Consider the following 20,078-nt stretch of genomic DNA (forward strand, 5'->3'; position numbering starts at 1 on the left):
AGTTTATGTGTGGGGTTCGGTGGTTATAGGTGGGGTATGCGTGATGATTTGAAGTGGATGGAACATTGTTTGGTTTTGGCTCGGCGGGCTTATGATTTGGGAGAGGTTCCTGTGGGGGCTGTGGTGGTTCGCGAGGGAGAATTGATTTCGGAGGCGTTTAATCATCGCGAGGCGGATCAGACGGTTTTGGGGCATGCGGAGATCTTGGCTTTGAAGTTGGCTTGCGAGAAGCTAGGGAGCTGGCGCTTGACCGGTTGTACTTTGATCACTTCGTTGGAGCCGTGTTTGATGTGTGCTGGGGCGATTATTCAGTCGCGGGTTTCGGATTTGGTGTATGGGGCTTCGGATTCCAAAGGGGGTGCGCAATCCTTGTTTCAACTTTTCGATGCTCCTCAACACAATCATCATGTTCAACATCACGCAGGTGTACTCGCCGATGAATCTTCTCAACTCCTTAAAAAGTTTTTTTCGGAGCGTCGTAAAAAATCGAATTCCTTGAGTGAAGAATAAATGATGGAACTATTTCCATAAATCGCTTCGGCTCTCCTTGGCTAGCCCAATGGCCATTTTTTATCAGGACTCTGCAATTGAAAATTTAGAACTCCGAGAAGTGATGTATGAAATATACATTACTTTTTATTCTTGTTCTTTCTGTCGCTTGTTCTCGAAATAGCAACGCCGCTCCCGTGGGCGAGCAGCTTGGATCACCAGAGACTCCTGCCGATACCGAGATTCAAGACATCCCACCCATGAGCAACGAAAAAGTCATTTTCGTCGGCGGGTTTAAAGCCACACAAGATGAAGTCAATCGCTGGGCCGCAGCCGCTCGCGCGAAAGATCCCACTCGAGAGTACGAAGGCTACGAATATCCTCCCAAAGCCTCTTCCAGTGATAGCTCTGCCGTTGCCGGTGCTGCTGCTAACATTAAAAGAGCGGTGGCGGATATCGATAGTCATCCCGATAAGTTTTTTATCATCGCCGGCCACAGCTCTGGCGCCGCAATTTCCAATCGCATCGCCGAGCTCGCGAAAGATCCCTCGCATTTTCGCTTGGTGACCCTCGATGGATTTACTCCCAACAAAGCTCTCCAGAAGCGTGTCGACAGCACCTGTTGGTACGGGCAAAATGGGAACTCCCTCTCTGCCAATGGCGGAGCGATGAAATCCAACTGCTTGAAGTCGACGCCCTACAAAACCAATCTCACCACCGACAAATGGGGCCTCCATAATCTGCTCTACAATAAAGTTCTTTGGGGAGGCTACTCCGAGGAGCAACTCGATCCCAATTTAGATTGGGTTGAAAACTAATTTACCCACGGTAAAATGTTTTCGTACACCTTCCCCGATTTAAACATGCAGTAGTTTCCGTAGGCATTTTTCCTGCAAAATTTTTCGGGAGAATAGACCTTGTCCGGAAGCTTCCTCCCATGGTTCCACTCCTCCACAGTGAGAGCCTCAGGATAAAACTGAACCGTCCCATCCAGTTGACGTACACTCAACGCTTTCGATCGAATTAACTTCTCACCGTTAAAGAGCCTGAAATTTTCCGATGAGGAATCGTTCGTAATAAACGCCGCTATTTTAATATAGGCGCCCGATCCCCTCGGAACTTCTCGGCCATTCACGAATATGTCCATTCCACTCTTATCATCGGAGCCACTTAAGGGTTTAATCATTTCGGGATTCGCATCTGCTAGGGTTTGCTCAATTTCAAACCTCGAATTTTTACAATTGCGGCATTCAGAAATGCCGACCTGGCTATTTGACAATGACAGGTTCGTATTCGAAATTAAGATCATTTTATCCGGTGTATAGATGAGACTGAAAGTATCGTCCACATCACCGTTTTTAAAAGTCACGCGAACGTGCAACGCAGAGACATTTAAGCTCACCATCAGGATTCCAAATATTAAGATTGTTTTCATCATGAGACACCCATCGGACTTTTGTCTTGGAAAACTTTACTTCTTTTTATACCCCATTAACCTTTTTGCTCGTCAAGCCGTCTATATTGGAGGTGTTTCGTGGTTAAAATGAAGATGACTGTCGCCCGTCCCAGATTGATACAGTTTCACTTTTTTTTAACTGAATTTGAGGTTATGACGATAGGTAAGATGTATACTTTTATTATGAGGGGGCTCAGTGTTTGTTAGATCTTTAATAGCTACAACGGCTATTCTTTTTTCGTTAAATGCATTCGCGCGTTTAACAACAACTGATCCCAATATGTCCGCTTCGGGCGCAACAAATCCTTACAATCAGACCAATCTTAACGGAACGAGTGCCAATAACACTCTCCCCGGCATTGCGAATATCGTAACGGCGATGGCCCTTGCGGGAGGAACATCGGCTCCTTCGACCCAAGCTTGGCTTTCACCCACCGGTAAACCTCTTTCTACCAACTCCATCGTCAATTCTGTTTACAACGGACAGGGTGGCGAAGGCGTCAGTCAATAAGTCTGATCGCCCTTCCATAAGGGTGACGGATAATCTTTTTTACGCTTTGGAATCTTACTATCGGCGCTACTCACACAGCTGGATGTTGTGCAAAGTTGAGGCGACGGAAATAACTCAAAGCCCGTTTCGATATTTCCCAAAGGAAGATCATTGCAACTGTAACTTCGTTTAATCATTCCGTCGGGCTCGCGAATGATAATGCTCCGATAACCTGCACTGCACACCCATCCTTTAAAATTATTAAACCCAAAAGAATTAAAACGTTCCGCTTGATCCATGTACCATTTGTTTCCTTGAGTATCTTCGAGCTCCACTTGCATCGTCGCGGTTGGGAATTCGGGCGAATCTGAATTCAGTGCGTGAGGAGTTAAGGCCTCCACAGCGGCCACCGGTCTTTGAGATTCTCGCCGCTGGGATTGTAAACGGGCCCTTGTGTAATCCCGCTGAGGCATCCCGCGCTGGAGTTTAACAAGCATATCTTCGCTATACCCACTCACCACCGCCGTTGCCGATGTGTTGCTTTGAGGTTTCAAAGTCACATTGATTCCCTGATGATGAAACTCCAAAGCTTCCTCCCACAAAACATCAAAACGTTCAGGCACCATCACCATATTGATGGTCACTTGGATTTCGTGCTCCTGGAGAAAAATTAATTTTTCGGTGAATTTATTCTTGTCCGCAAACTCTTTGTGATAACTTGCGGTCACGCTCACTCGGTGCAAAGGACGTGTGACTTCTGCGTATTTTTCTAAAAAGGCAACTCCGGCGCTCATGTTGGTGGTCATATGAAGTGACTGATAGTTTGTATTCACCGTATCGTCGGCATAGTGCTTAAGAAATTCTAAATACCCAGGATGCAGGGTGGGCTCTCCCCCGCTAAAAGAAAAATGAAAAGAATTAAATCCCCGCTGTCGAGCCTGTCGCTTAATTTCGTTGATGGTTTGAATCACCAACTCTTTCGGGCGATGATCACGAACATCGGAGCGCGCATAAGGCCAGCAGTAGGAGCACTTGTAATTACAGTAGCGTCCCAAGAGCCAACTGACGGTAAATAAATCGCGATAGAGGAGACTGCGTTGACCTGTTTTGCTCACCGACGAAAATGGAATTTTTGTGAAATCGTATTCCGACCAAAAGGCCTCTGCCATAAAGAAGGGCTAACACCCGTGCGGCGCGAGTGTAAAGAAAATTAGACTTTTCTAAAGACGGTGAACTTATCACTCTTAGTAATCAGCTCGAAACCCGAATAATCCAGATCCACGGGAATCTGCATTGGACCCTCATCGACATAGACTGCACCCTTCGCCAAGTTTCTCTTAGACCACTCGAAGGCCGCAAGCCTGCTGCGAGGTGACCCTTCCCACGTGGAGATATCGTTCCAAATAAATGCTGCCTTTATAGGCAGATCTGCCATTGTACGAATATCCGCTTGGATCACACCTTTGATGTTTTTGTAGGCCACTGCATCAACACCCATATAGCGAAGAGGGCCGAACATCTTTTTAAGGAGCGCGGCCGACTGCCCTTTATAAACTCCCAATTCGACAACGGGTCCGGTGGGGGGAACAGATAAATCGATCAAATCTCTTTTGAAAAAACTGTGGATTTCGCGGTGCCACTGGGAAAAGTTATGACCGCGAATATATTCTATATTTTCGTCAATGCGATCGACTGGATATTTTTTCATGAGACTGTCCACGGTTCTCGCGGGGGCCTGTTCGCCTTTAAGAGTTCTTCGGAACGACTGCCAGCCATAACCCGAAGCCATGAGTGCCGGTATCGCAGCCATGATGCTTTTGAGTAGGTTTCTTCTGTTCAGTTTCATGGATCCTCCGTAGACAATCCCAGTATATTATAACATGATCATCCTCGCATGGAATTCAACTCGAACCAAGACAAAAGTAGAATGATAAAAGATCTCTTTTTGAGACGAGCACGACCCATTAAAGACCAAAGGCTTCTTAAACTTCTGCAAGATGTTTCGGGTCAAGAAATTATGCACGGAATTCAAAACCAAGCCCAGTTGGAAAACTTCGAAGCTCAATTTTTTAATTGGATTTCTCAGAGCCAACGAGTGTCATTTCGCAAAGACGAAAATTTCAGCAAGAATTTTTCGGTAGCGATGTGCAATGGCATCACTGACGCCTTCCATCATTACTACTTGCTCTTTCCTGAGAGAGAACTCGTCGTGCTTCCGGGGGAATATCCCTATCATCGCGATTACTGCGCATCTCTTGATAAACCTTTGCGTCGCTACTCTTCCAACGAATTAAAATCCACGGACTTCGTCATTCTCTCATTGCCGTTTTCTGGAACGGGAAACATTCACCCTCAAACCGAAGACCTCCTTCAGGAGTGCTCCGCTAAAAAAATTCCCGTGCTGCTAGACCTCGCCTTTCTAGGTCTAGGTGCTAGCGTCGATATTCATGCTTATCTCCGATTTGATTGTATTCATAGCCTTGCATTTTCTTTTTCGAAGTTATTTTTCTTAGGTCGATTCCGAATTGGTCTTTTTTGGTCGAAGCAGCCTGCAGGGCCTCTTTTTATTACCAAAGAATGGAACTATACCAACTGGGCCGCCGCCACCGTGGCAGCAAAACTGATGAGCCAAATGCCTTTTGATGAGCTCAGCCAAAAATATCGACCCCTTCAAAAGCAATTGTGTACCGAGTATCAAATGACGCCGTCGGATTCTGTCATTTTTGGATTGGACGAAAAACTTTATCCGGAATTCCATCGCGAACACACGATGAATCGCTTGTGCTTGTCGAAAGCTTTAGAAACGATTATGAGAGAAGCATGATCGAGCTGGCTAACCTATTACCCTTTCGTCGCAAGCATCCCATCGAGAAATTAAATATATCTTACGATATTGATCGATTGCGCGCCGAGGTGTTAAATGTATTATCGCAAGTGGAACTTGATAGCGATAATCAGCTCATGCTGGCCTGCCGTCCGGGAAGTTCAAATCCCAATTTCGAAGGTAAAGGTAAACTGTTCGATAAACAAAAACAATTGATGCTCTTTGAGCAATCCGATTTCACCACATTCAATCCTAATTTTGCGGGAGGGTATCTCGAAGAAATTTGGAGAACTTTCCCTTACCCAGTGGGACGCTTTCGCATCGCCGTGCTACCCCCGCATCGTTGCTACAGCCTCCATCGCGATCGCGAAGAGCGGTTTCACATTCCTGTGATCACCAATTCTCGTTGCTACTTTTTATTTGAGAATTTTTCCAAATGGTACACGATGCCGGCGGACGGATCTGTCTATCGCATGGACACCCAACATCGTCACTCCGCTGTGAATATGGGGAATGATATTAAACGAATTCATTTACTTTTTGATTCTAAGATTCCCTTCTCCCAATCAAAAATATCTTTAAATAAATTGGCTTTGAAATAGATCATATTTTTGACCGCATGTCTTTGCACAAACTTTGAGGCGCTGAGTTTTAAGATTGCCTTTCTGCCATGCCTGCGGCAGTTTTTTCTGAAAGAACTCGTCACTTAAAACTTGCTGCAATGAGCGATGATAGAGACTTAAGGAATCTTTTCCGTTTTCTAAAGAGTTGATCCATTTCCAAATCTGATCTCCCTGGGGACCTGAATACCAAGGGTAAAGCCTTAGACCTGTCCAACAGCAGGGGAATAATAACCCTTCGGCGCTCACATATATGCTTTTTTCGGCTTGGGTTTTACACGAGATCGGAGTCTGTTCGAGGTGTTGAACAAACTGAGCAGAATCTCTGAGCTCTTCTTGCGCCAATACTACATTCTGAAACTGGGGATTTGTCGGTGGAAACAGTTGATATTCTACGTCTCCTTTTTCATTCAGTACATCTTGGGCGTCTTTGGTGGAACCTTGAGAGTAACTAAAAAAGCGCGCCGTTTTTTTGAACTGAATTTGTTGGAATCCCATTTTTTGACTGAGCGCCTTGGCCTCTTCGATCTGGTGCTCGTTGTGTTTAAAAACAATAAAGTCCCACTCCGCAGTTCCACCGGCTCCAATAAAAGCTTCCGCGCTCTTCATGATCGTCTCGAAATTTGTTTTACGGCGATAAATTTCGTTCGTCTCTCCCAAACCATCGATAGCGAAGCGACACACGTCGATCACTTTTGCCAACTCTTGCCACCACTGCTCGGAGCGTCCTGATCCGTTGGTAAACATGCTCAATCGAATTTGAGGATGAATCTCGCGAAAGTACTTAAAGATTTCTAAAGTGTCTTTGGCCACCATGGGATCGCCATAGTTCCCGCACATATACATGCGCTTAAGTTGTCGAATAAAATGGACCGGGAAAAAAGATTTAATATCTTCCAAGGACAATTCGGTCAGAGGTAACTGCGGATTGACCTTACCACCCGAAACGGTTCGTAAACACATGGGACAACGAGCGTTGCACTTAGATGTGACTTCGAGATGAAGCGCTTGAATGTCCCCGTAATGATACATGGGAAACTCATATCATTCGTCGATTTCGTTTTCCACTGGATTTATCTTGAGCCTAACATAGAAGTTAGGACCAAACTCCACGCCCTCAGAGATTTTATCGCTCGCAATTTCAAAACCCACACTGAGATAAACTTGTAACGCAGACTCCCTCGGTAGACTCCAAACAAATTCACAGTCCTCTTCATGGGCCTGAGCAATGGTTTTTTGTAAAAGCAACGATCCGACTCCATGACGACGATAGGACTCGCGCACATAGAGGCCGCGAGAGCGATAGCCCTTCCCGGTTTTAAAACCACTATTCACGCCCAGAAGATTTCCCTCTTCGTCTTTTGCCATCCAAAACTGTGGAATGGCCTTGTGGTAAGCGAGGTCATAACCTCCACCAAAAACCATGCTACTCGTTGGTAGGATTTCGCTCTGTCGCCCGGGCCATAGTTCTTCCCGCCAAAGAGGAAAAACCTGTTGAAAACTACTTTTATAAACAGAAAATTGCATTTTCCCTCTCTCTCCACTAAGAGCATAGTCATGACCTTGGAGAACTACAACCTCGTACCTGATTTATGGCGAACCGTGCGCGCTCATCCGCAGGCCGACTGGGATGACGCTTTGAGTTCGGGCCAAATCGAAAGCAAGATGTGGCTGATCCATACGGCCGATTCTATTTTACCGAGAGAGATCTCTTGCGCGTTTATCTGCGCGGGTTGGTACGGACTTCTGGCTGCGCTCTGGAAGCAGCGATCGTCTTGCCCCGTTAAAAAATTTAGAAGTTTTGATAAAGATCCCAGCTGCGCGCCCATCGCGGATAGCCTCCATCGCTTTTGGGTGAAGCAAGATTGGCAATTCAAAGCAGCGACCGCCGATATTCTCAGCCTCGATTACTCAGGAACACATTATGTCGTGACAAAAGCTAATGGCGATCAACAATCCATGTTTGATCGACCCGACCTGGTGATCAACACCTCATGTGAACATCTTTTCGAATTCAGAGAATGGTTTGATAAGATTCCGAAAGGCACCTGGGTGATATTGCAAAACAATGATTATGTTGAAGGAGCGGGGCATCTCAACTGCGTCACTTCGCAGGAGAACTTTTTAGCTCAAGCTCCCCTCTCCAAAGTTCACTTCATAGGAACTCTTCCCCTTGAAAAATACCAACGCTTTATGCTCATTGGAAATAAATAAACGAATGTGTCCGTTTTAGAGATCAGCACGCGACGGTCATCGCGAGGATGAGAATGGTCATTGCAAGCTCAGTATATTTTGGGAACCTGGACATTTTTCCTCCATGATGTAATGTACACAAATGGAGTTTGCATAAATTGCACCATCCTTACGCGACGCCTAAATTTGTTTCCATTCCTTGAGTGTTGATAATTTCCCGGTTTTCCATTTTGGGTTGGGGCAAAGAGAAACAGGACCTAAATACGGGGGGCTTGTCATCGCCACCATGAACCTTCGACCACGGGTCGAATTGCTTTGGACTTTATTCGAGGTCTTTGTTAGATCTATGGGCCACTCATTGGGAGTAAATCTACCTACAGGAGGAAATAATGGAAGTAGTTAAGGAAACCAAAGAATACAAAATCTACAAAAGAAGAGATGGACGTCATTGCGTAAAAGACGCAAAGAAAAAAGCCATCAACGGCGAAAAGAAAATCGAAATTTTAACTTCGAATGGTTTGTTAAAAGCGCCAGCAAAGAAAAAAGCGCCGGCAGCTGAAGAAGCTGCAACTGAAACTCCAGCTCAGTAATTTCTGATGTCGTCGTCAACTCCCTTTCCTTATCTTCATGGATTTTCCGAGGACGAACAGGCCCGTCTTTGGCGTCAGGCCGAGTTCGCTGAGCACACTGTTTATCGCAACATTGACCTCAGTCATGTGAAGAATCTTTTAGAAGTAGGATGTGGAGTTGGCGCGCAGTCTTCGATTCTTTTGCGCCGCTTTCCCAAATTAAAACTGACCGGAATTGATCTGAGCGCCAAGCAGGTAGCGACCGCTCAACATAATTTAGATAAAGTGGATTATGCGAAAGGGCGCTACAGCCTTAAGGTCATGGACGCTCAAGCCATGGAGTTCGAGGCTGATTCTTATGATGGAGCATTTTTGTGTTGGATCTTAGAGCACGTTCCAAATCCAGCCCTGATCCTCAATGAGATTCGTCGTGTTTTACGCCCAGGATCTCAAGTTTATATTACCGAAGTGATGAATTCTTCGTTTTTTCTGGATCCCTACTCACCCAATGTTTGGAAATACTGGATGGCCTTTAATGACTTTCAGTATGACAATGCCGGTGATCCTTTTATCGGCGCTAAATTGGGAAATCTCCTCACATCTGTCGGCTTTCAAAAAGTATCCACCGAAGTGATCACGTGGCATCTCGACAATCGCCATCCCGAATATCGAAAAAAAATGATCGAATATTGGACCGATCTTTTAATGAGCGCCATGGATCCATTGATTCAGTCAAATTATGTCACTCAAGAGATTGTTGATAAAGCTAAGGAAGAACTCAAATCCGTCCAACGCGATCCCAATGCGGTCTTTATGTACAGCTTTATGCAAGCCAAGGCCACGGTCTAAAAAATACAGATCCATTACACATAAAGCATATGACGAAAGTGGGATAGACAAAGTCACTTACACGTTTGGCTGCACATATAAGGTCACAAATAATTAAATATTTATCAGGACGGCCGAAGTGGTTGTCTTTCCATAGACAACCGTCAAAACGGAGTTATACTTGTGGATCTATATTTACGTATTTGAGGAGTAAGGCCATGAGATTTTCTTTGCTAGTGATCGCGATGGTTCTTGGGGGCTGTGTTACACGCCAAACCCTTCCTCCACCCCATACCCCATCGGCACCCGAAGCTAAAGTGGTGACCTCCACTCCCCTTACTCCGACGGTGCCTACGAACAATGAACGCAACATCATAGTCTACATCGAAAAAGTGTTCCCTCAAAAATCCTGGAAGAATGCCAAAGGCGAAGCTGAGTATTGGTACCCGAAAGACCAACCCGATATTGTTAATGGCTTCGCCAATATTCAAGGTCGAGGCGAAATTCTGCTCAATTATTATCTATTCCTTGGCGACAAACAAAATCTTTTGGTGAAAGAGACTGGTGGTTGTGGTCCGGCCTGCGATCTCCGCTTGTATTTTTACCGCTTCGAAAAAGATGCATCACAATTTCGCGAAGTGCAGTTTAAAGATGTGATCGATCAACAAACCCAAAATCGCCTCACCCACGAGCTGATCAACTGCTTTGATTACAAAAAGCGCGACAAAAGCATCAGGAAAGCCGCTAACGGCCAAACTGTCCCGGTCGACATGTGCTTTAGATACTTCCAGTTCCCGCAAAAAGGAAAAGAACTCAACATTTACAAAACCAAAAGTGACACCATCAAAAAAGGGGACGAGTTCCGCATCGACAAGCGCCTCTCGTGGAACGGCGAAAACTTCGTCTTCACCAAAGAATACAAGAGAACCCCCTGGCAGAAGTTTTGAGTACAAAACTCAGATATCAGATACCAAGATATCTGATACCGGATACCCATCTCAGCTGCCTAAAATCTATCAGCGAAAATAACTAGTCCTTTCCCCGAGATCCTTCGCTTTCGCTCAGGATGACGAGGCCACTCCACAATCCATCCAAAGTCTAGTTACCCAACACCCATCGGGTGAAGCTTTGCTCGAATTTGAAGGGTGGATTTTCCGCGGACGCTCATACGCGAGTTCCGCTTCCCGCGGCTGTCTGAGCGGAGGAGTGTCCGCGGAAAATCCACCCTTCAAATTCGAGCAAACGTAACTCGCTGTGTCTGGCCATAACAGCGCAAAACTCTTAGCCTATTCACTATGATTCAACTATTGATTTCTACCTCATGGGCCCAAGATTCGACTCCACAAGTCGCTGTTCAAAATCAACTCATTCATGGAATTCTCAACGCCGGAATTGTGGTTCAAGCGTTGTTGCTCGTCATGATCGGAATGTCCGTATGGAACTGGCTGATCATCTTTAAGAAGAAAAACCAGTTTGAAAAAATTCAAGACGACAACGCCAAGTTTTTTGAGTTTTTCTGGAAGGCCAGTAATCTCCAGCAAATTTTCGCCAAAGCTGAAGAGCACAAAGAAAGTCCTGCGGCGCGAGTTTTTATTTCTGGCTACCAGGAATTAGAGCGCATTGTCGGCACTCACAACTCCTCACTTCTCCTCACCGGAATTGATAACCTTGAGCGAACCCTTCGTAAAGCTCATGATGACGAAATCGAACAGATGGAAAATCAGTTGTCGATCCTTGCCACCACCGGTAGTACGGCTCCGTTTGTGGGTCTTCTCGGTACGGTGATCGGAATTATGAGCTCGTTTCAGGATATCGCAAAAAGTGGTTCGGCGAGCTTGGCGGTCGTAGCTCCGGGGATTTCCGAAGCACTTTTCGCAACCGCCGTTGGACTGTTTGCTGCGATTCCCGCAGTTGTGGCTTACAACTTTTTAATTAATAAGATTAAAAAAACCGAAAACCAAATGAATGGTTTTAACTCTGACTTTTTAAATATCGCACGCAGAAACTTTTTAAAACAAAGCTAGAGGTGACCCGTGGCTATGTCTTCTGGCAATAGAAAATCGAGAATGGTATTGAGCGAGATCAACGTCACCCCTTTGGTGGATGTGATGTTGGTTCTCCTTGTCGTGTTTATGATCACCGCGCCGATGATGCAACAAGGGATCGACATTCAATTACCGAAAACAGCCACCGCCGGTATTGAAACAAAAGATGAGCCTTTTATTCTAACAATTAAATCCAGCGGTAAACTTTTTGTGGGCAGTACGGCCATGCCGATGAACACTCTCAAAGAAAAACTTCAGGCGCGATTTAAGAATCAAAAAGAGAAGTTGGTTTACATTAAAGCGGATAAAGCTGTGGATTACGGCACTGTTGCAGAAACGATTGCAGAGATCAAAGCGGCAGGAATTCAAAACGTCGGCTTAGTGACACTGCCAAAATAGTATTGGGCCCAGTTAAAAATGAAATATTCGGAAGATACTAAATATTTAGGCTACTCCATCGCGTTTCACGTCGCGCTCTTCCTGATATTTGCCGTGAAGTTCTTTATGTTTCCCAGCTCTCGCGTGCAGTACGAACGCTCGGTGCGCGTCGATTTTATTTCTCTTCCCGATAAGGAGCCCGTCGAAGGCCCGCAGGGCGCTGCGGAGAAGACGCCGGAACCTCCCAAAGAGCCACCCAAAGAAGCTCCAGCCCCCAAAAAGCCAGAGCCTAAAGAGCCTGTTTTTTCGGAAAAGGTAAAAAAATCCAAAGAACCCAACGTCAAAGATAAGCAGTCGGACGCTGTCAAAAGACTTGAAGCTTTCGAGAAGATCAAAAAGCTCAAAGAGCAGAAAGCCGCTGCAGAAGGAACTCAATACAAAGGAAATGTTTTAAGCCAAGGTGCCTCGCTGACCGGTGTAGAGAAGCTTCAGCATGATCAATACTTGGAAAAACTAGACCAGCAAATCAAAAACAACTGGCAACTTCCCGAGTGGCTCTCCAATAAAAATTTGACCGCAGTCCTCATTGTGAAGTTCGACGAAAGAGGAATTCTACTGGATCGCAAACTGATTCGCTCGTCTGGCAATAATACCTTCGACACTCAGGCCTTAGAGGCAGTGACCAACTCGGCTCCCTTCCCACCTCCGCCAGAATCTTTAGTTAGTTATTTTAAAGTTCGCGGAATTGAGTTAAGATTTCCAGAATAGTTTATTCTGTTGAAATTCAATTTTACCAGGGGCTTCCATGAAATACGCATTTTCTCTACTCTCTCTATTTCTCTTCGTGCATGTTTCTTTCGCACAAAGTTCTGATAACCTCTACATCAATGTCGGGCAAGCGAACGTAAAAAAGAGCAATCTGGCCCTCCCGCCTCTCCGCTTCCTAGGGACACCAACGCTCGCCAAAAGTTATATGAAGCTCGAAAAAGAGCTCCAAGACGTGATCGAAAAAGATCTCACCGTCTCTTCGTTGTTTACAATGCAATCAGATAAACTCAATGCCGACAAAGGGCAACTTCGCCCTGCTCCTAACGATGTCGAAGGATTTGATTTTTCGAGCTGGCAAGCGGTGGGAACCGAATTCCTAGTAAAGACGGGATATTCTGTGACCGGAGATCGTGTGCAGCTCGATGCCTATGTTTACAACGTTCCTCAGCGGGAGCTTCTTCTCGGAAAAACATACACAGCTCCCCTTCGCGACATCCGGGGAGTCGGTCATAAGTTTTGTAATGACGTGATCGAAAAACTGACAGGCAAAAAGGGATTCTTCCTCTCTAAAATGGTCACAAGTCGTGTGACCGGTCGAGGCGCTAAAGAAATTTACGTGATGGATTGGGATGGCGCCAATGCCCGTGCGATCACTCATAAACAAACTATCGCGATGTCACCCAGTTGGTCGCCAGATGGTCGTTATGTGGCGTACTCCCAGTACTCTTACCATATCAAGAAAAAGATGCGGAACGTGGATCTTTTTGTTTATGACTTTAAAACAGATCGCCACAATTTACTTCACTCGAGCAAAGGAACAAGCTCCACCCTCTCCTTTTACCCTAATATGAAAGCTGGTGTTTTCCGCTTGTCTCCAAACAATGGATCCTCGGATCTTTACAAAATTAATCTCCAAGATGGCGTTAAAAAAGCACTAACGAATGGTCCACGGGGAGCTGCTAACTACGAACCGGCCGTGAGCCCTGATGGGACGACGATTGCCTTTTCATCAGATCGCGGCGGACGCCCCATGATTTACAAAATGCCTGTGGATGGGGGAGCCGCGACCCGAATGACTTTTGCTGGGTACTACAACGCCTCCCCAGCATGGTCTCCCGATGGCAAGAAGATCGCCTTTGCGAGTGCCGTTAATAAGCACTTCGAAATCTTTGTCATGGATTCTGATGGCAAGAATCTACAACGCCTCACTTCTTCGAAATACTCCAACGGAAATCCTGCGGATAGCGAAGATCCTAGTTTTTCTCCTGATGGACGCTTCGTGATGTTCCGAAGTAATCGCACCGGCACAAGCCAAATTTATGTTGTAAGCCTCGACGGTAAAAATGAATACCGTATCACTTATGACAATCACAATTATGAGCGCCCCCAATGGTCGCCCTTACTCCAATAAAGAATTATTCTCCCCAACAGATCAAAGCCGCGCGGGACCTTTCGCCGGCTTTGGACCGCTACCTCCAACTTCTCGAAAAAAAACCTTCGGACGATATCTCTCGTTGGCGCCAGGTGCGGCACCATTCTTGGTGCGAAGCGGTTCTTGCGACAATTCATCAAAATGCGACGTGCGCCGCTATTTGCAGAAATTGGACCGATCGTTCGGAAGACTTGCTAAAACAAATATGGAATTCTTGCGGACTCGATCAGGAGGACTGCATTCTGGTGGCCATGGGAAAGTTTGGAGCTCAGGAACTGAACCTCAGCTCCGATATTGATTTAATATTTGTTAGTCAAGATGAGCCCTCTGCGGAGCTCAATAAAAAAGTACGGCAGTGGATTCGAATTGTATCTTCGGCCACCGAATATGGATTTTGTTACCGAGTGGATTTAGATCTGCGTCCTGGTGGAAAATCTTCTCCTTTGGTGACCTCTTGGGATCACTTTACTAATCACTACGGTTACGCCGGAGAAACGTGGGAACGGGTTGCAATGGTTCGCCTTCGCGTATTGTGGGGCAATGAACATTTAAGAACCCAAGTTGAATCTTTCTGCTCCAAATTTGCCTACCGAAAACACATTGATCTCCGCTTGTTTAATGATCTGTATCTTATGCGCGAACGCATTCAACAGAACATCGTCGAAAAAACTCTCAATCTCAAGTACTGGCCCGGAGGAATTCGAGATCTAGAACTCTTTATCCATTCTCTGCAATTAATTAACGGTGGTAAAAAAGTCAGTCTCAAAACCGTTTCAACGACCGCCGCGATCGAAGAGATTCAAAAACTCAATCTGATCCCCTCGGAAGATGCCGACCTCCTCCTCACAGCGTACTGGTATTACCGAACTATCGAAAATAAAGTTCACGCTCACGGCGACCAACACACCTATGAGCTATCTCTGAAAGAGGGGCTCATCTCTCAAAGCGAAATCGATCAATTCAAAAGCTACGCGCAGGACGTGGAAAAGCTTTTGAACGACTTTTTACTCCCCCACAAGCCGAAAAGCAGTCTCGTCAGCGATAAGGACTTAAAATCGATCACTGAGAACATGGCAGTAGAGCTAGGTCTGGATCAGGACTCTCTCGATGAACTTTTAACTCACGACGTGCGCTCGCGGACCTACGAAAGAGACGAAAATGAGCGTCGTCATTTTTTAAGAACTAGTATATTGCTGTTAAAAAGGCAGGGCGAGTCGGCGAGTTTAGCTTTGCGACATTTAACCACTTTCATCAATAATATTCGAGCAAAGACTTCTCTTTATTCGTTATTTAACACTCACCCTCAACTCATCGAAGAAATCCTGTGGATCTTTTCCACATCACCTTACTTGTCACAAATACTGATCCATCGACCCGATCTCGTCGACAGTTACATCATGAAGTCGGCGGATATCGATCGCTCGGACGATGCTTCTTTTTTTAAGTCCATTTATGACCTTAAACTTGTTGCGGAACTGACTGCGGCGTCGGCTTTTTTAAGAAATAAGAATTTATCGGCATTAACGGAGAATCTTTCGCGAACGGCCGATGTCATCGCCCAGAACACTCTCGACTATTTCCTTAAGAAATTTCCTCAGATTCATATCGACATTTTGACGATGGGTAAGTGGGCTGGTTTAGAGATGGGATTAAAATCAGATTTGGATTTTATCTTTATTACGGACACCGAGCCCGGAAGTGATCACATGAAGCTCGCACGACGATTTGTTCACGCACTTCAAACACCGCCATCGCAGCCGCAAATTTATTCGATCGATTTACGCCTTCGTCCCTCGGGATCGTCGGGTCCCCTTCTTTCGCAAATGAGCCAAGTTAAAGAATATCTCGCCGAAAAAGCGATGATTTGGGAGCGCCAGGCCTACCTCCGCGCACGCTTGCTATCATCCTCCCAAGATTTACAGCTATTTATCGCCCGCCCGATGACCGCCGAAGAAAAAGCGGAACTTAAGGTCATTCAACAAAAACTATTAATGCCCGTCGGTGAAACCATCGACTTTAAAAAAACTCGGGGGGGGCTGATCTCGACGGAGTTTACCCTCCAATTGGCTCTTCTGGACCAACAAAAATTCCCGAAAAGCAGTCACTTCTCCGATATGATCAGCGCCGCCACTGGCGACTCTCCCTTGACTCAAGAGATCCTCAAAAACTACACGACTTTACGAACTTACCATCAGCTTCTTATCCTCATCGCCGACAGCCCCGAGACTTCTCTCCAACTGAACGCCCCCTCCTTTATGAAATTAGCGAGCCATTTACAGACTTCTCCCGACGAACTCTTCCAGCAGATCGTCACCCTTCTCAAAAACCAAGACTCCCTCCTTAAAGGCCTTGACCCCCTCTCCTAGAGTTTTAAAATAGACCTATGCGACTTTTGTCTTTAGTTTGGGTCCTTGTTTTTTCGACATCCGCTTCGGCAGAAACCGTAGCCAAATTGATCACCGATCATGGCGCCATTAGTATTCGACTTTACGAGGGCGTACCAAAAACCATGATGAATTTTGTCAAACTGGCCAAAGGCGAAATCCGTTACACTGATCTTTCTGGAAAAAAAGTGCGCGGTCGTCCTTTTTACGATGGTTTGATCTTTCATCGCACTCATCCTGATCTTGGTATTTTTACCGGTTGTCCCTGGGGGAATGGACGTGGCTGGCCAGGTTATTTTATTCCTGATGAAGCCAGCGAGTCTTCTCGCTTTGATCGCCCGGGTTTGGTCGGTATGGCTAAAATGCCCGGCGACAATCGTGTGGGAAGCCAATTTTTTATCACCACGAAAGCACTTCCCCGCCTCAGCGGGAAGTACACCCTCTTTGGTGAGGTGGTTGCGGGTATGGATGTCGTGCAGAAAATCGCCAATGTGGATCGCGATATTTTCCTCAAACCCAAAGAACCCATTCATCTTAAAAAGATCGAAATCACTTCAGACCAATAGGTTAAAGCTGAGCCTTCATTGCACAGCGGTAGAGGCGGTTGAGACTGCATAAGCCTTGCCTTGTCCACAGGGGATACGTTAATTTTTTCCCAGCAAATCTCCTGGAGTTCTATGGACCTCGAAAGAAATACAAAGATCAGTCTTTACGAAAGACTCGTCGAAGAATTACTCAAAAAAGCGCCGGATGAAAAGTTAGTGAAGACACTCATGAACGATCTCGGTATTGATTACACTGATCATAGCATCGATCGTTTATCTGCAGTCCTCGCTTATTCCCCAATAACCCCTTCCAAAGAAGGAGAACCCCGTGATCTATAATTCGATTCTCGAAACCATCGGAGACACACCCATCGTCAAATTGAACAAGTGTGTTCCTAAGAAGTCTCCTCATACTTTTTTAGCCAAGTTGGAATATTTTAATCCCGGACTCAGCGTAAAAGATCGTATTGGTCTGGCGCTTGTTGAGGGCGCTGAAAAGCGCGGAGAGCTCAAACCCGGTGGAACTATTGTCGAAGCGACCTCCGGAAACACAGGTATGGGCCTCGCTTTAGTCGCTGCCGTTAAGGGTTATAAGGCGATATTCGTAATGCCAGATAAAGTGAGCGAAGAAAAACGAGCGGCACTTCGCGCCTACGGAGCCAAAGTTGTCGTGACTCCGACCGCAGTGGATCCTGAGGACCCTCGCAGCTATCTTTCGGTCTGTCGTAAAATTGCGGAAATCACTCCGGGAAGTTACGTCACCAATCAATATCACAATCCCGACAATGCCCTTCAACATTACAAAACAACGGGACCAGAAATTTTGCGCCAGACCGATGGAAAAATTGATTACTTCTTCGCCGGTGCAGGCACTGGTGGAACGGTTTCAGGTGCCGGAAGATTTTTAAAAGAGAAAATTCCTGGTCTTAAAGTCGTTTGCCCTGATCCCGTCGGCAGTATTCTCTACGAACTTTTCTATCACAAAAAAGTGATCACACCGCCTCAACCCTACAAGGTTGAAGGCGTCGGTGAAGATATGCTCCCGGATAACGTCCATATGGATGTGATCGATGACTTCGTGCAAGTTCCCGACAAAGAGACCTTCGCCCTCACGCGAGAAATCGTAGCGAAGGATGGAATTTGCGTGGGACCATCGTGTGCCATGGCGCTGGCCGCCGCATTTAAGTACGCAGAGAAAATCACTAAGCCTTCGACTTTTTTAATTATGATGGCGGACAGCGGTCGCGCTTATTTGAGCAAAGCATTTAATGACGATTGGATGAAGGACAATGGCTTCTTACCCTCTCCCATGCGCACCAACGACGTGGAAGATTTGATTAACAAACGTTCTTCCTCGGCCGATCTCATCGTGGCCAATGTTGGCGATACAGCCATGGATGTGGTGAGTCTTCTTAAGAAGCACAACATTTCCCAAGTGCCTGTTTTCTCGGACAAAGAATTGGTCGGAATTCTTGACGAATCTGACCTGATCCTGCCTTTAGCCACGGGAAAATTAAAGCCCAACGAGCCTATCATTCACCTGATTAAAGGAAACGTTGTTTGGGTCGGTCTCGAAGACACGTTGGAAGAGCTGTCGCTCCACATGCAGCAAGGCTACATCGCTCTGGTCAAAGATCGCCAAGGTAAACCTCACATCGTCACAAAAATTGATTTGCTCGATTTTATCAGTCACCACTTGAATTAAGGAGACGCTCTCATGAAGCCGATTGATCGCAAAACTGGTTTTTCTACTCGCGCCATTCACGCTGGACAAAGTCCTGACCCTACCACCGGCGCTATCATGACTCCGATTTATCTCACTTCGACTTACGTTCAAGAGTCCCCTGGAGTTCATAAAGGTTATGAGTATAGTCGAACCTCTAACCCCACTCGTAAAGCTTACGAGGACTGCTTAGCGAGTCTCGAAAATGGGAAATATGGGTTTGCATTTGCTTCCGGCTGTGCCGCAACGACAACGGTGATGCATCTTTTAAAAGCCGGTGATCATGTGATTGCGTGTGATGATATGTACGGTGGCACCTTCCGCTTGTTTGATAAAGTTCTTCGCCACAACGGCATTAAATTTAGCTTTGTGGATTTAACCAATGCCGACAACTTTGAAAAAGCCCTCACTCCCGAGACTAAATTGGTGTGGATCGAAACTCCCACCAACCCAATGTTGAAACTCGTCGATATTAAAAAAGTCTGCGCGGTCGCAAATAAGAAAAACATCATTTCGGTGGTCGATAACACCTTTATGAGTCCTTACTTCCAACAACCATTAGATTTAGGAGCTTCCATAGTTGTTCACTCCGCGACAAAATTTATCAATGGTCACAGCGATATCGTTGGTGGTGCGGCGATCATGAATGACAGTCACTTAGCCGAACGGATGCAATTCCTCACCAACTCCATGGGTGGCATCCAGGCGACTTTTGATTCCTTCATTTGCATGAGAAGCTTAAAAACTTTACCGCTTCGTATGAAGGCCCATGCGACCAATGGACAAGCCATCGCTGAGTTTCTAGAAAAACATCCGCGCGTGGAAAAAGTGATCTATCCTGGTCTCAAAAGTCATCCGCAACATGCACTCGCCAAAGAGCAGATGACGGGCTTTGGCGGCATGATCACCTTTTATATTAAAGGCGGCATGGACGAGTCCCGCGCCTTCCTAGAAAAGGTGAAAATCTTTTCATTGGCGGAGAGCTTGGGGGGCGTCGAGTCTCTCATTGAGCACCCCGGAATTATGACTCATGCCAGCGTACCTCCCGAAAACCGCAAGGCTTTGGGGATCGCCGATAATTTAGTGCGTTTAAGTGTGGGTATCGAAGATCTCGATGATCTCTTATGGGATTTAGAGCAAGCTTTGGCCTGATTTTACTCAATTTTAGCGTGACTTCGAGCTGCGATTTTTGTAGCTAATAGTCTCCCTAAAACTGCAGCGGTCAGGTAGCTCAGTCGGTAGAGCAGAGGACTGAAAATCCTCGTGTCGGGGGTTCAAATCCCTCTCTGACCACCATTTTTTAGCAGTGAATCTCGTCGCGATAACAATCTCCA

General features: G+C 46.0%; 23 protein-coding genes and 1 tRNA gene. 19 read left to right on the forward strand and 5 right to left on the reverse strand.

What is annotated here, in order from left to right:
• Positions 1 to 36: 36 nt before the first annotated feature.
• Positions 37 to 510 carry a tRNA adenosine(34) deaminase TadA gene (tadA, locus tag K2Q26_02280; GenBank protein MBY0314318.1) on the forward strand — a complete coding sequence of 158 codons (474 nt, stop codon included), beginning with the start codon at positions 37 to 39 and terminating at the stop codon, positions 508 to 510.
• A gap of 107 nt (positions 511 to 617) precedes the next feature.
• Positions 618 to 1,307, forward strand: coding sequence for a hypothetical protein (locus K2Q26_02285; GenBank protein ID MBY0314319.1), 690 nt, complete (start codon positions 618 to 620; stop codon positions 1,305 to 1,307).
• Here the strand turns inward: K2Q26_02285 and K2Q26_02290 are convergent.
• A complete protein-coding gene (locus tag K2Q26_02290) occupies positions 1,304 to 1,927 on the reverse strand; it encodes a hypothetical protein (GenBank protein MBY0314320.1) in 624 nt (207 codons plus the stop codon). The two genes, K2Q26_02285 and K2Q26_02290, sit on opposite strands and share 4 nt — an antisense overlap.
• A 214-nt stretch (positions 1,928 to 2,141) precedes the next feature.
• Between K2Q26_02290 and K2Q26_02295 the strand changes: the two genes are divergently transcribed.
• On the forward strand, positions 2,142 to 2,456 hold the full coding sequence (locus K2Q26_02295; GenBank protein MBY0314321.1) for a hypothetical protein: 315 nt from the start codon (positions 2,142 to 2,144) through the stop codon (positions 2,454 to 2,456).
• Here K2Q26_02295 and K2Q26_02300 read toward each other — a convergent pair.
• Both K2Q26_02300 and K2Q26_02305 read right to left on the reverse strand, forming a co-directional pair.
• Positions 2,450 to 3,604 carry a radical SAM protein gene (locus K2Q26_02300; protein ID MBY0314322.1) on the reverse strand — a complete coding sequence of 385 codons (1,155 nt, stop codon included), beginning with the start codon at positions 3,602 to 3,604 and terminating at the stop codon, positions 2,450 to 2,452. The genes K2Q26_02295 and K2Q26_02300 overlap by 7 nt on opposite strands.
• 41 nt (positions 3,605 to 3,645) lie before the next feature.
• Positions 3,646 to 4,281 (reverse strand): hypothetical protein, encoded by a 636-nt coding sequence (locus tag K2Q26_02305; GenBank protein MBY0314323.1) that lies wholly within the window; start codon positions 4,279 to 4,281, stop codon positions 3,646 to 3,648.
• A gap of 99 nt (positions 4,282 to 4,380) precedes the next feature.
• On the opposite strand from K2Q26_02305, the gene K2Q26_02310 reads away from it, so the two are divergent.
• Together K2Q26_02310 and K2Q26_02315 are read left to right on the forward strand one after the other, a co-directional pair.
• A complete protein-coding gene (locus tag K2Q26_02310) occupies positions 4,381 to 5,259 on the forward strand; it encodes a hypothetical protein (GenBank protein ID MBY0314324.1) in 879 nt (292 codons plus the stop codon).
• Complete coding sequence (locus K2Q26_02315) at positions 5,256 to 5,861, forward strand: aspartyl/asparaginyl beta-hydroxylase domain-containing protein (protein ID MBY0314325.1); 606 nt, start codon at positions 5,256 to 5,258, stop codon at positions 5,859 to 5,861. Before K2Q26_02310 ends, K2Q26_02315 begins: the two co-directional genes overlap by 4 nt.
• Here K2Q26_02315 and K2Q26_02320 read toward each other — a convergent pair.
• Both K2Q26_02320 and K2Q26_02325 read right to left on the reverse strand, forming a co-directional pair.
• Positions 5,838 to 6,911: a radical SAM protein gene (locus K2Q26_02320; GenBank protein ID MBY0314326.1), complete on the reverse strand. Its 1,074-nt coding sequence runs from the start codon at positions 6,909 to 6,911 to the stop codon at positions 5,838 to 5,840. The genes K2Q26_02315 and K2Q26_02320 overlap by 24 nt on opposite strands.
• A 12-nt stretch (positions 6,912 to 6,923) precedes the next feature.
• Positions 6,924 to 7,406, reverse strand: a complete 483-nt coding sequence (locus K2Q26_02325) for a GNAT family N-acetyltransferase (protein MBY0314327.1) — start codon at positions 7,404 to 7,406, stop codon at positions 6,924 to 6,926.
• 30 nt (positions 7,407 to 7,436) lie between these two features.
• On the opposite strand from K2Q26_02325, the gene K2Q26_02330 reads away from it, so the two are divergent.
• The 14 genes from K2Q26_02330 to K2Q26_02395 all read left to right on the forward strand — a co-directional run bounded on the left by K2Q26_02330 (position 7,437) and on the right by K2Q26_02395 (position 20,040).
• Complete coding sequence (locus K2Q26_02330) at positions 7,437 to 8,093, forward strand: hypothetical protein (protein MBY0314328.1); 657 nt, start codon at positions 7,437 to 7,439, stop codon at positions 8,091 to 8,093.
• 368 nt (positions 8,094 to 8,461) lie between these two features.
• A complete protein-coding gene (locus tag K2Q26_02335) occupies positions 8,462 to 8,662 on the forward strand; it encodes a hypothetical protein (GenBank protein MBY0314329.1) in 201 nt (66 codons plus the stop codon).
• Positions 8,663 to 8,668: 6 nt separating this feature from the next.
• The gene (locus K2Q26_02340; GenBank protein ID MBY0314330.1) at positions 8,669 to 9,490 is read left to right on the forward strand and encodes a methyltransferase domain-containing protein; all 822 of its coding nucleotides are present in this window, start codon (positions 8,669 to 8,671) and stop codon (positions 9,488 to 9,490) included.
• Between the two features lie 197 nt (positions 9,491 to 9,687).
• Positions 9,688 to 10,416 (forward strand): hypothetical protein, encoded by a 729-nt coding sequence (locus tag K2Q26_02345; GenBank protein MBY0314331.1) that lies wholly within the window; start codon positions 9,688 to 9,690, stop codon positions 10,414 to 10,416.
• Positions 10,417 to 10,764: 348 nt separating this feature from the next.
• On the forward strand, positions 10,765 to 11,493 hold the full coding sequence (gene tolQ / locus K2Q26_02350; GenBank protein ID MBY0314332.1) for a protein TolQ: 729 nt from the start codon (positions 10,765 to 10,767) through the stop codon (positions 11,491 to 11,493).
• A 9-nt stretch (positions 11,494 to 11,502) separates the two neighbouring features.
• Entirely contained in the window at positions 11,503 to 11,913 is a 411-nt protein-coding gene (locus tag K2Q26_02355; protein MBY0314333.1) for a biopolymer transporter ExbD, read from the forward strand.
• A gap of 18 nt (positions 11,914 to 11,931) precedes the next feature.
• Positions 11,932 to 12,660, forward strand: a complete 729-nt coding sequence (locus K2Q26_02360) for a cell envelope integrity protein TolA (GenBank protein MBY0314334.1) — start codon at positions 11,932 to 11,934, stop codon at positions 12,658 to 12,660.
• Positions 12,661 to 12,697: 37 nt separating this feature from the next.
• A complete protein-coding gene (locus K2Q26_02365; protein ID MBY0314335.1) occupies positions 12,698 to 14,071 on the forward strand; it encodes a translocation protein TolB in 1,374 nt (457 codons plus the stop codon).
• A complete protein-coding gene (locus tag K2Q26_02370) occupies positions 14,050 to 16,458 on the forward strand; it encodes a hypothetical protein (GenBank protein MBY0314336.1) in 2,409 nt (802 codons plus the stop codon). The genes K2Q26_02365 and K2Q26_02370 overlap by 22 nt, the downstream gene beginning before the upstream one ends.
• Positions 16,459 to 16,475: 17 nt before the next feature.
• Positions 16,476 to 17,042: a peptidylprolyl isomerase gene (locus K2Q26_02375; GenBank protein MBY0314337.1), complete on the forward strand. Its 567-nt coding sequence runs from the start codon at positions 16,476 to 16,478 to the stop codon at positions 17,040 to 17,042.
• Between the two features lie 111 nt (positions 17,043 to 17,153).
• Positions 17,154 to 17,360, forward strand: a complete 207-nt coding sequence (locus K2Q26_02380) for a hypothetical protein (protein ID MBY0314338.1) — start codon at positions 17,154 to 17,156, stop codon at positions 17,358 to 17,360.
• Entirely contained in the window at positions 17,350 to 18,726 is a 1,377-nt protein-coding gene (locus K2Q26_02385; GenBank protein MBY0314339.1) for a pyridoxal-phosphate dependent enzyme, read from the forward strand. Before K2Q26_02380 ends, K2Q26_02385 begins: the two co-directional genes overlap by 11 nt.
• A gap of 12 nt (positions 18,727 to 18,738) precedes the next feature.
• Positions 18,739 to 19,896, forward strand: coding sequence for a cystathionine gamma-synthase (locus tag K2Q26_02390; GenBank protein ID MBY0314340.1), 1,158 nt, complete (start codon positions 18,739 to 18,741; stop codon positions 19,894 to 19,896).
• A gap of 68 nt (positions 19,897 to 19,964) precedes the next feature.
• Positions 19,965 to 20,040: transfer RNA gene (locus K2Q26_02395), tRNA-Phe, on the forward strand.
• Positions 20,041 to 20,078 lie beyond the last annotated feature (38 nt).

This window comes from Bdellovibrionales bacterium, assembly GCA_019750295.1.
Lineage (GTDB): Bacteria > Bdellovibrionota > Bdellovibrionia > Bdellovibrionales > JAGQZY01 > JAIEOS01.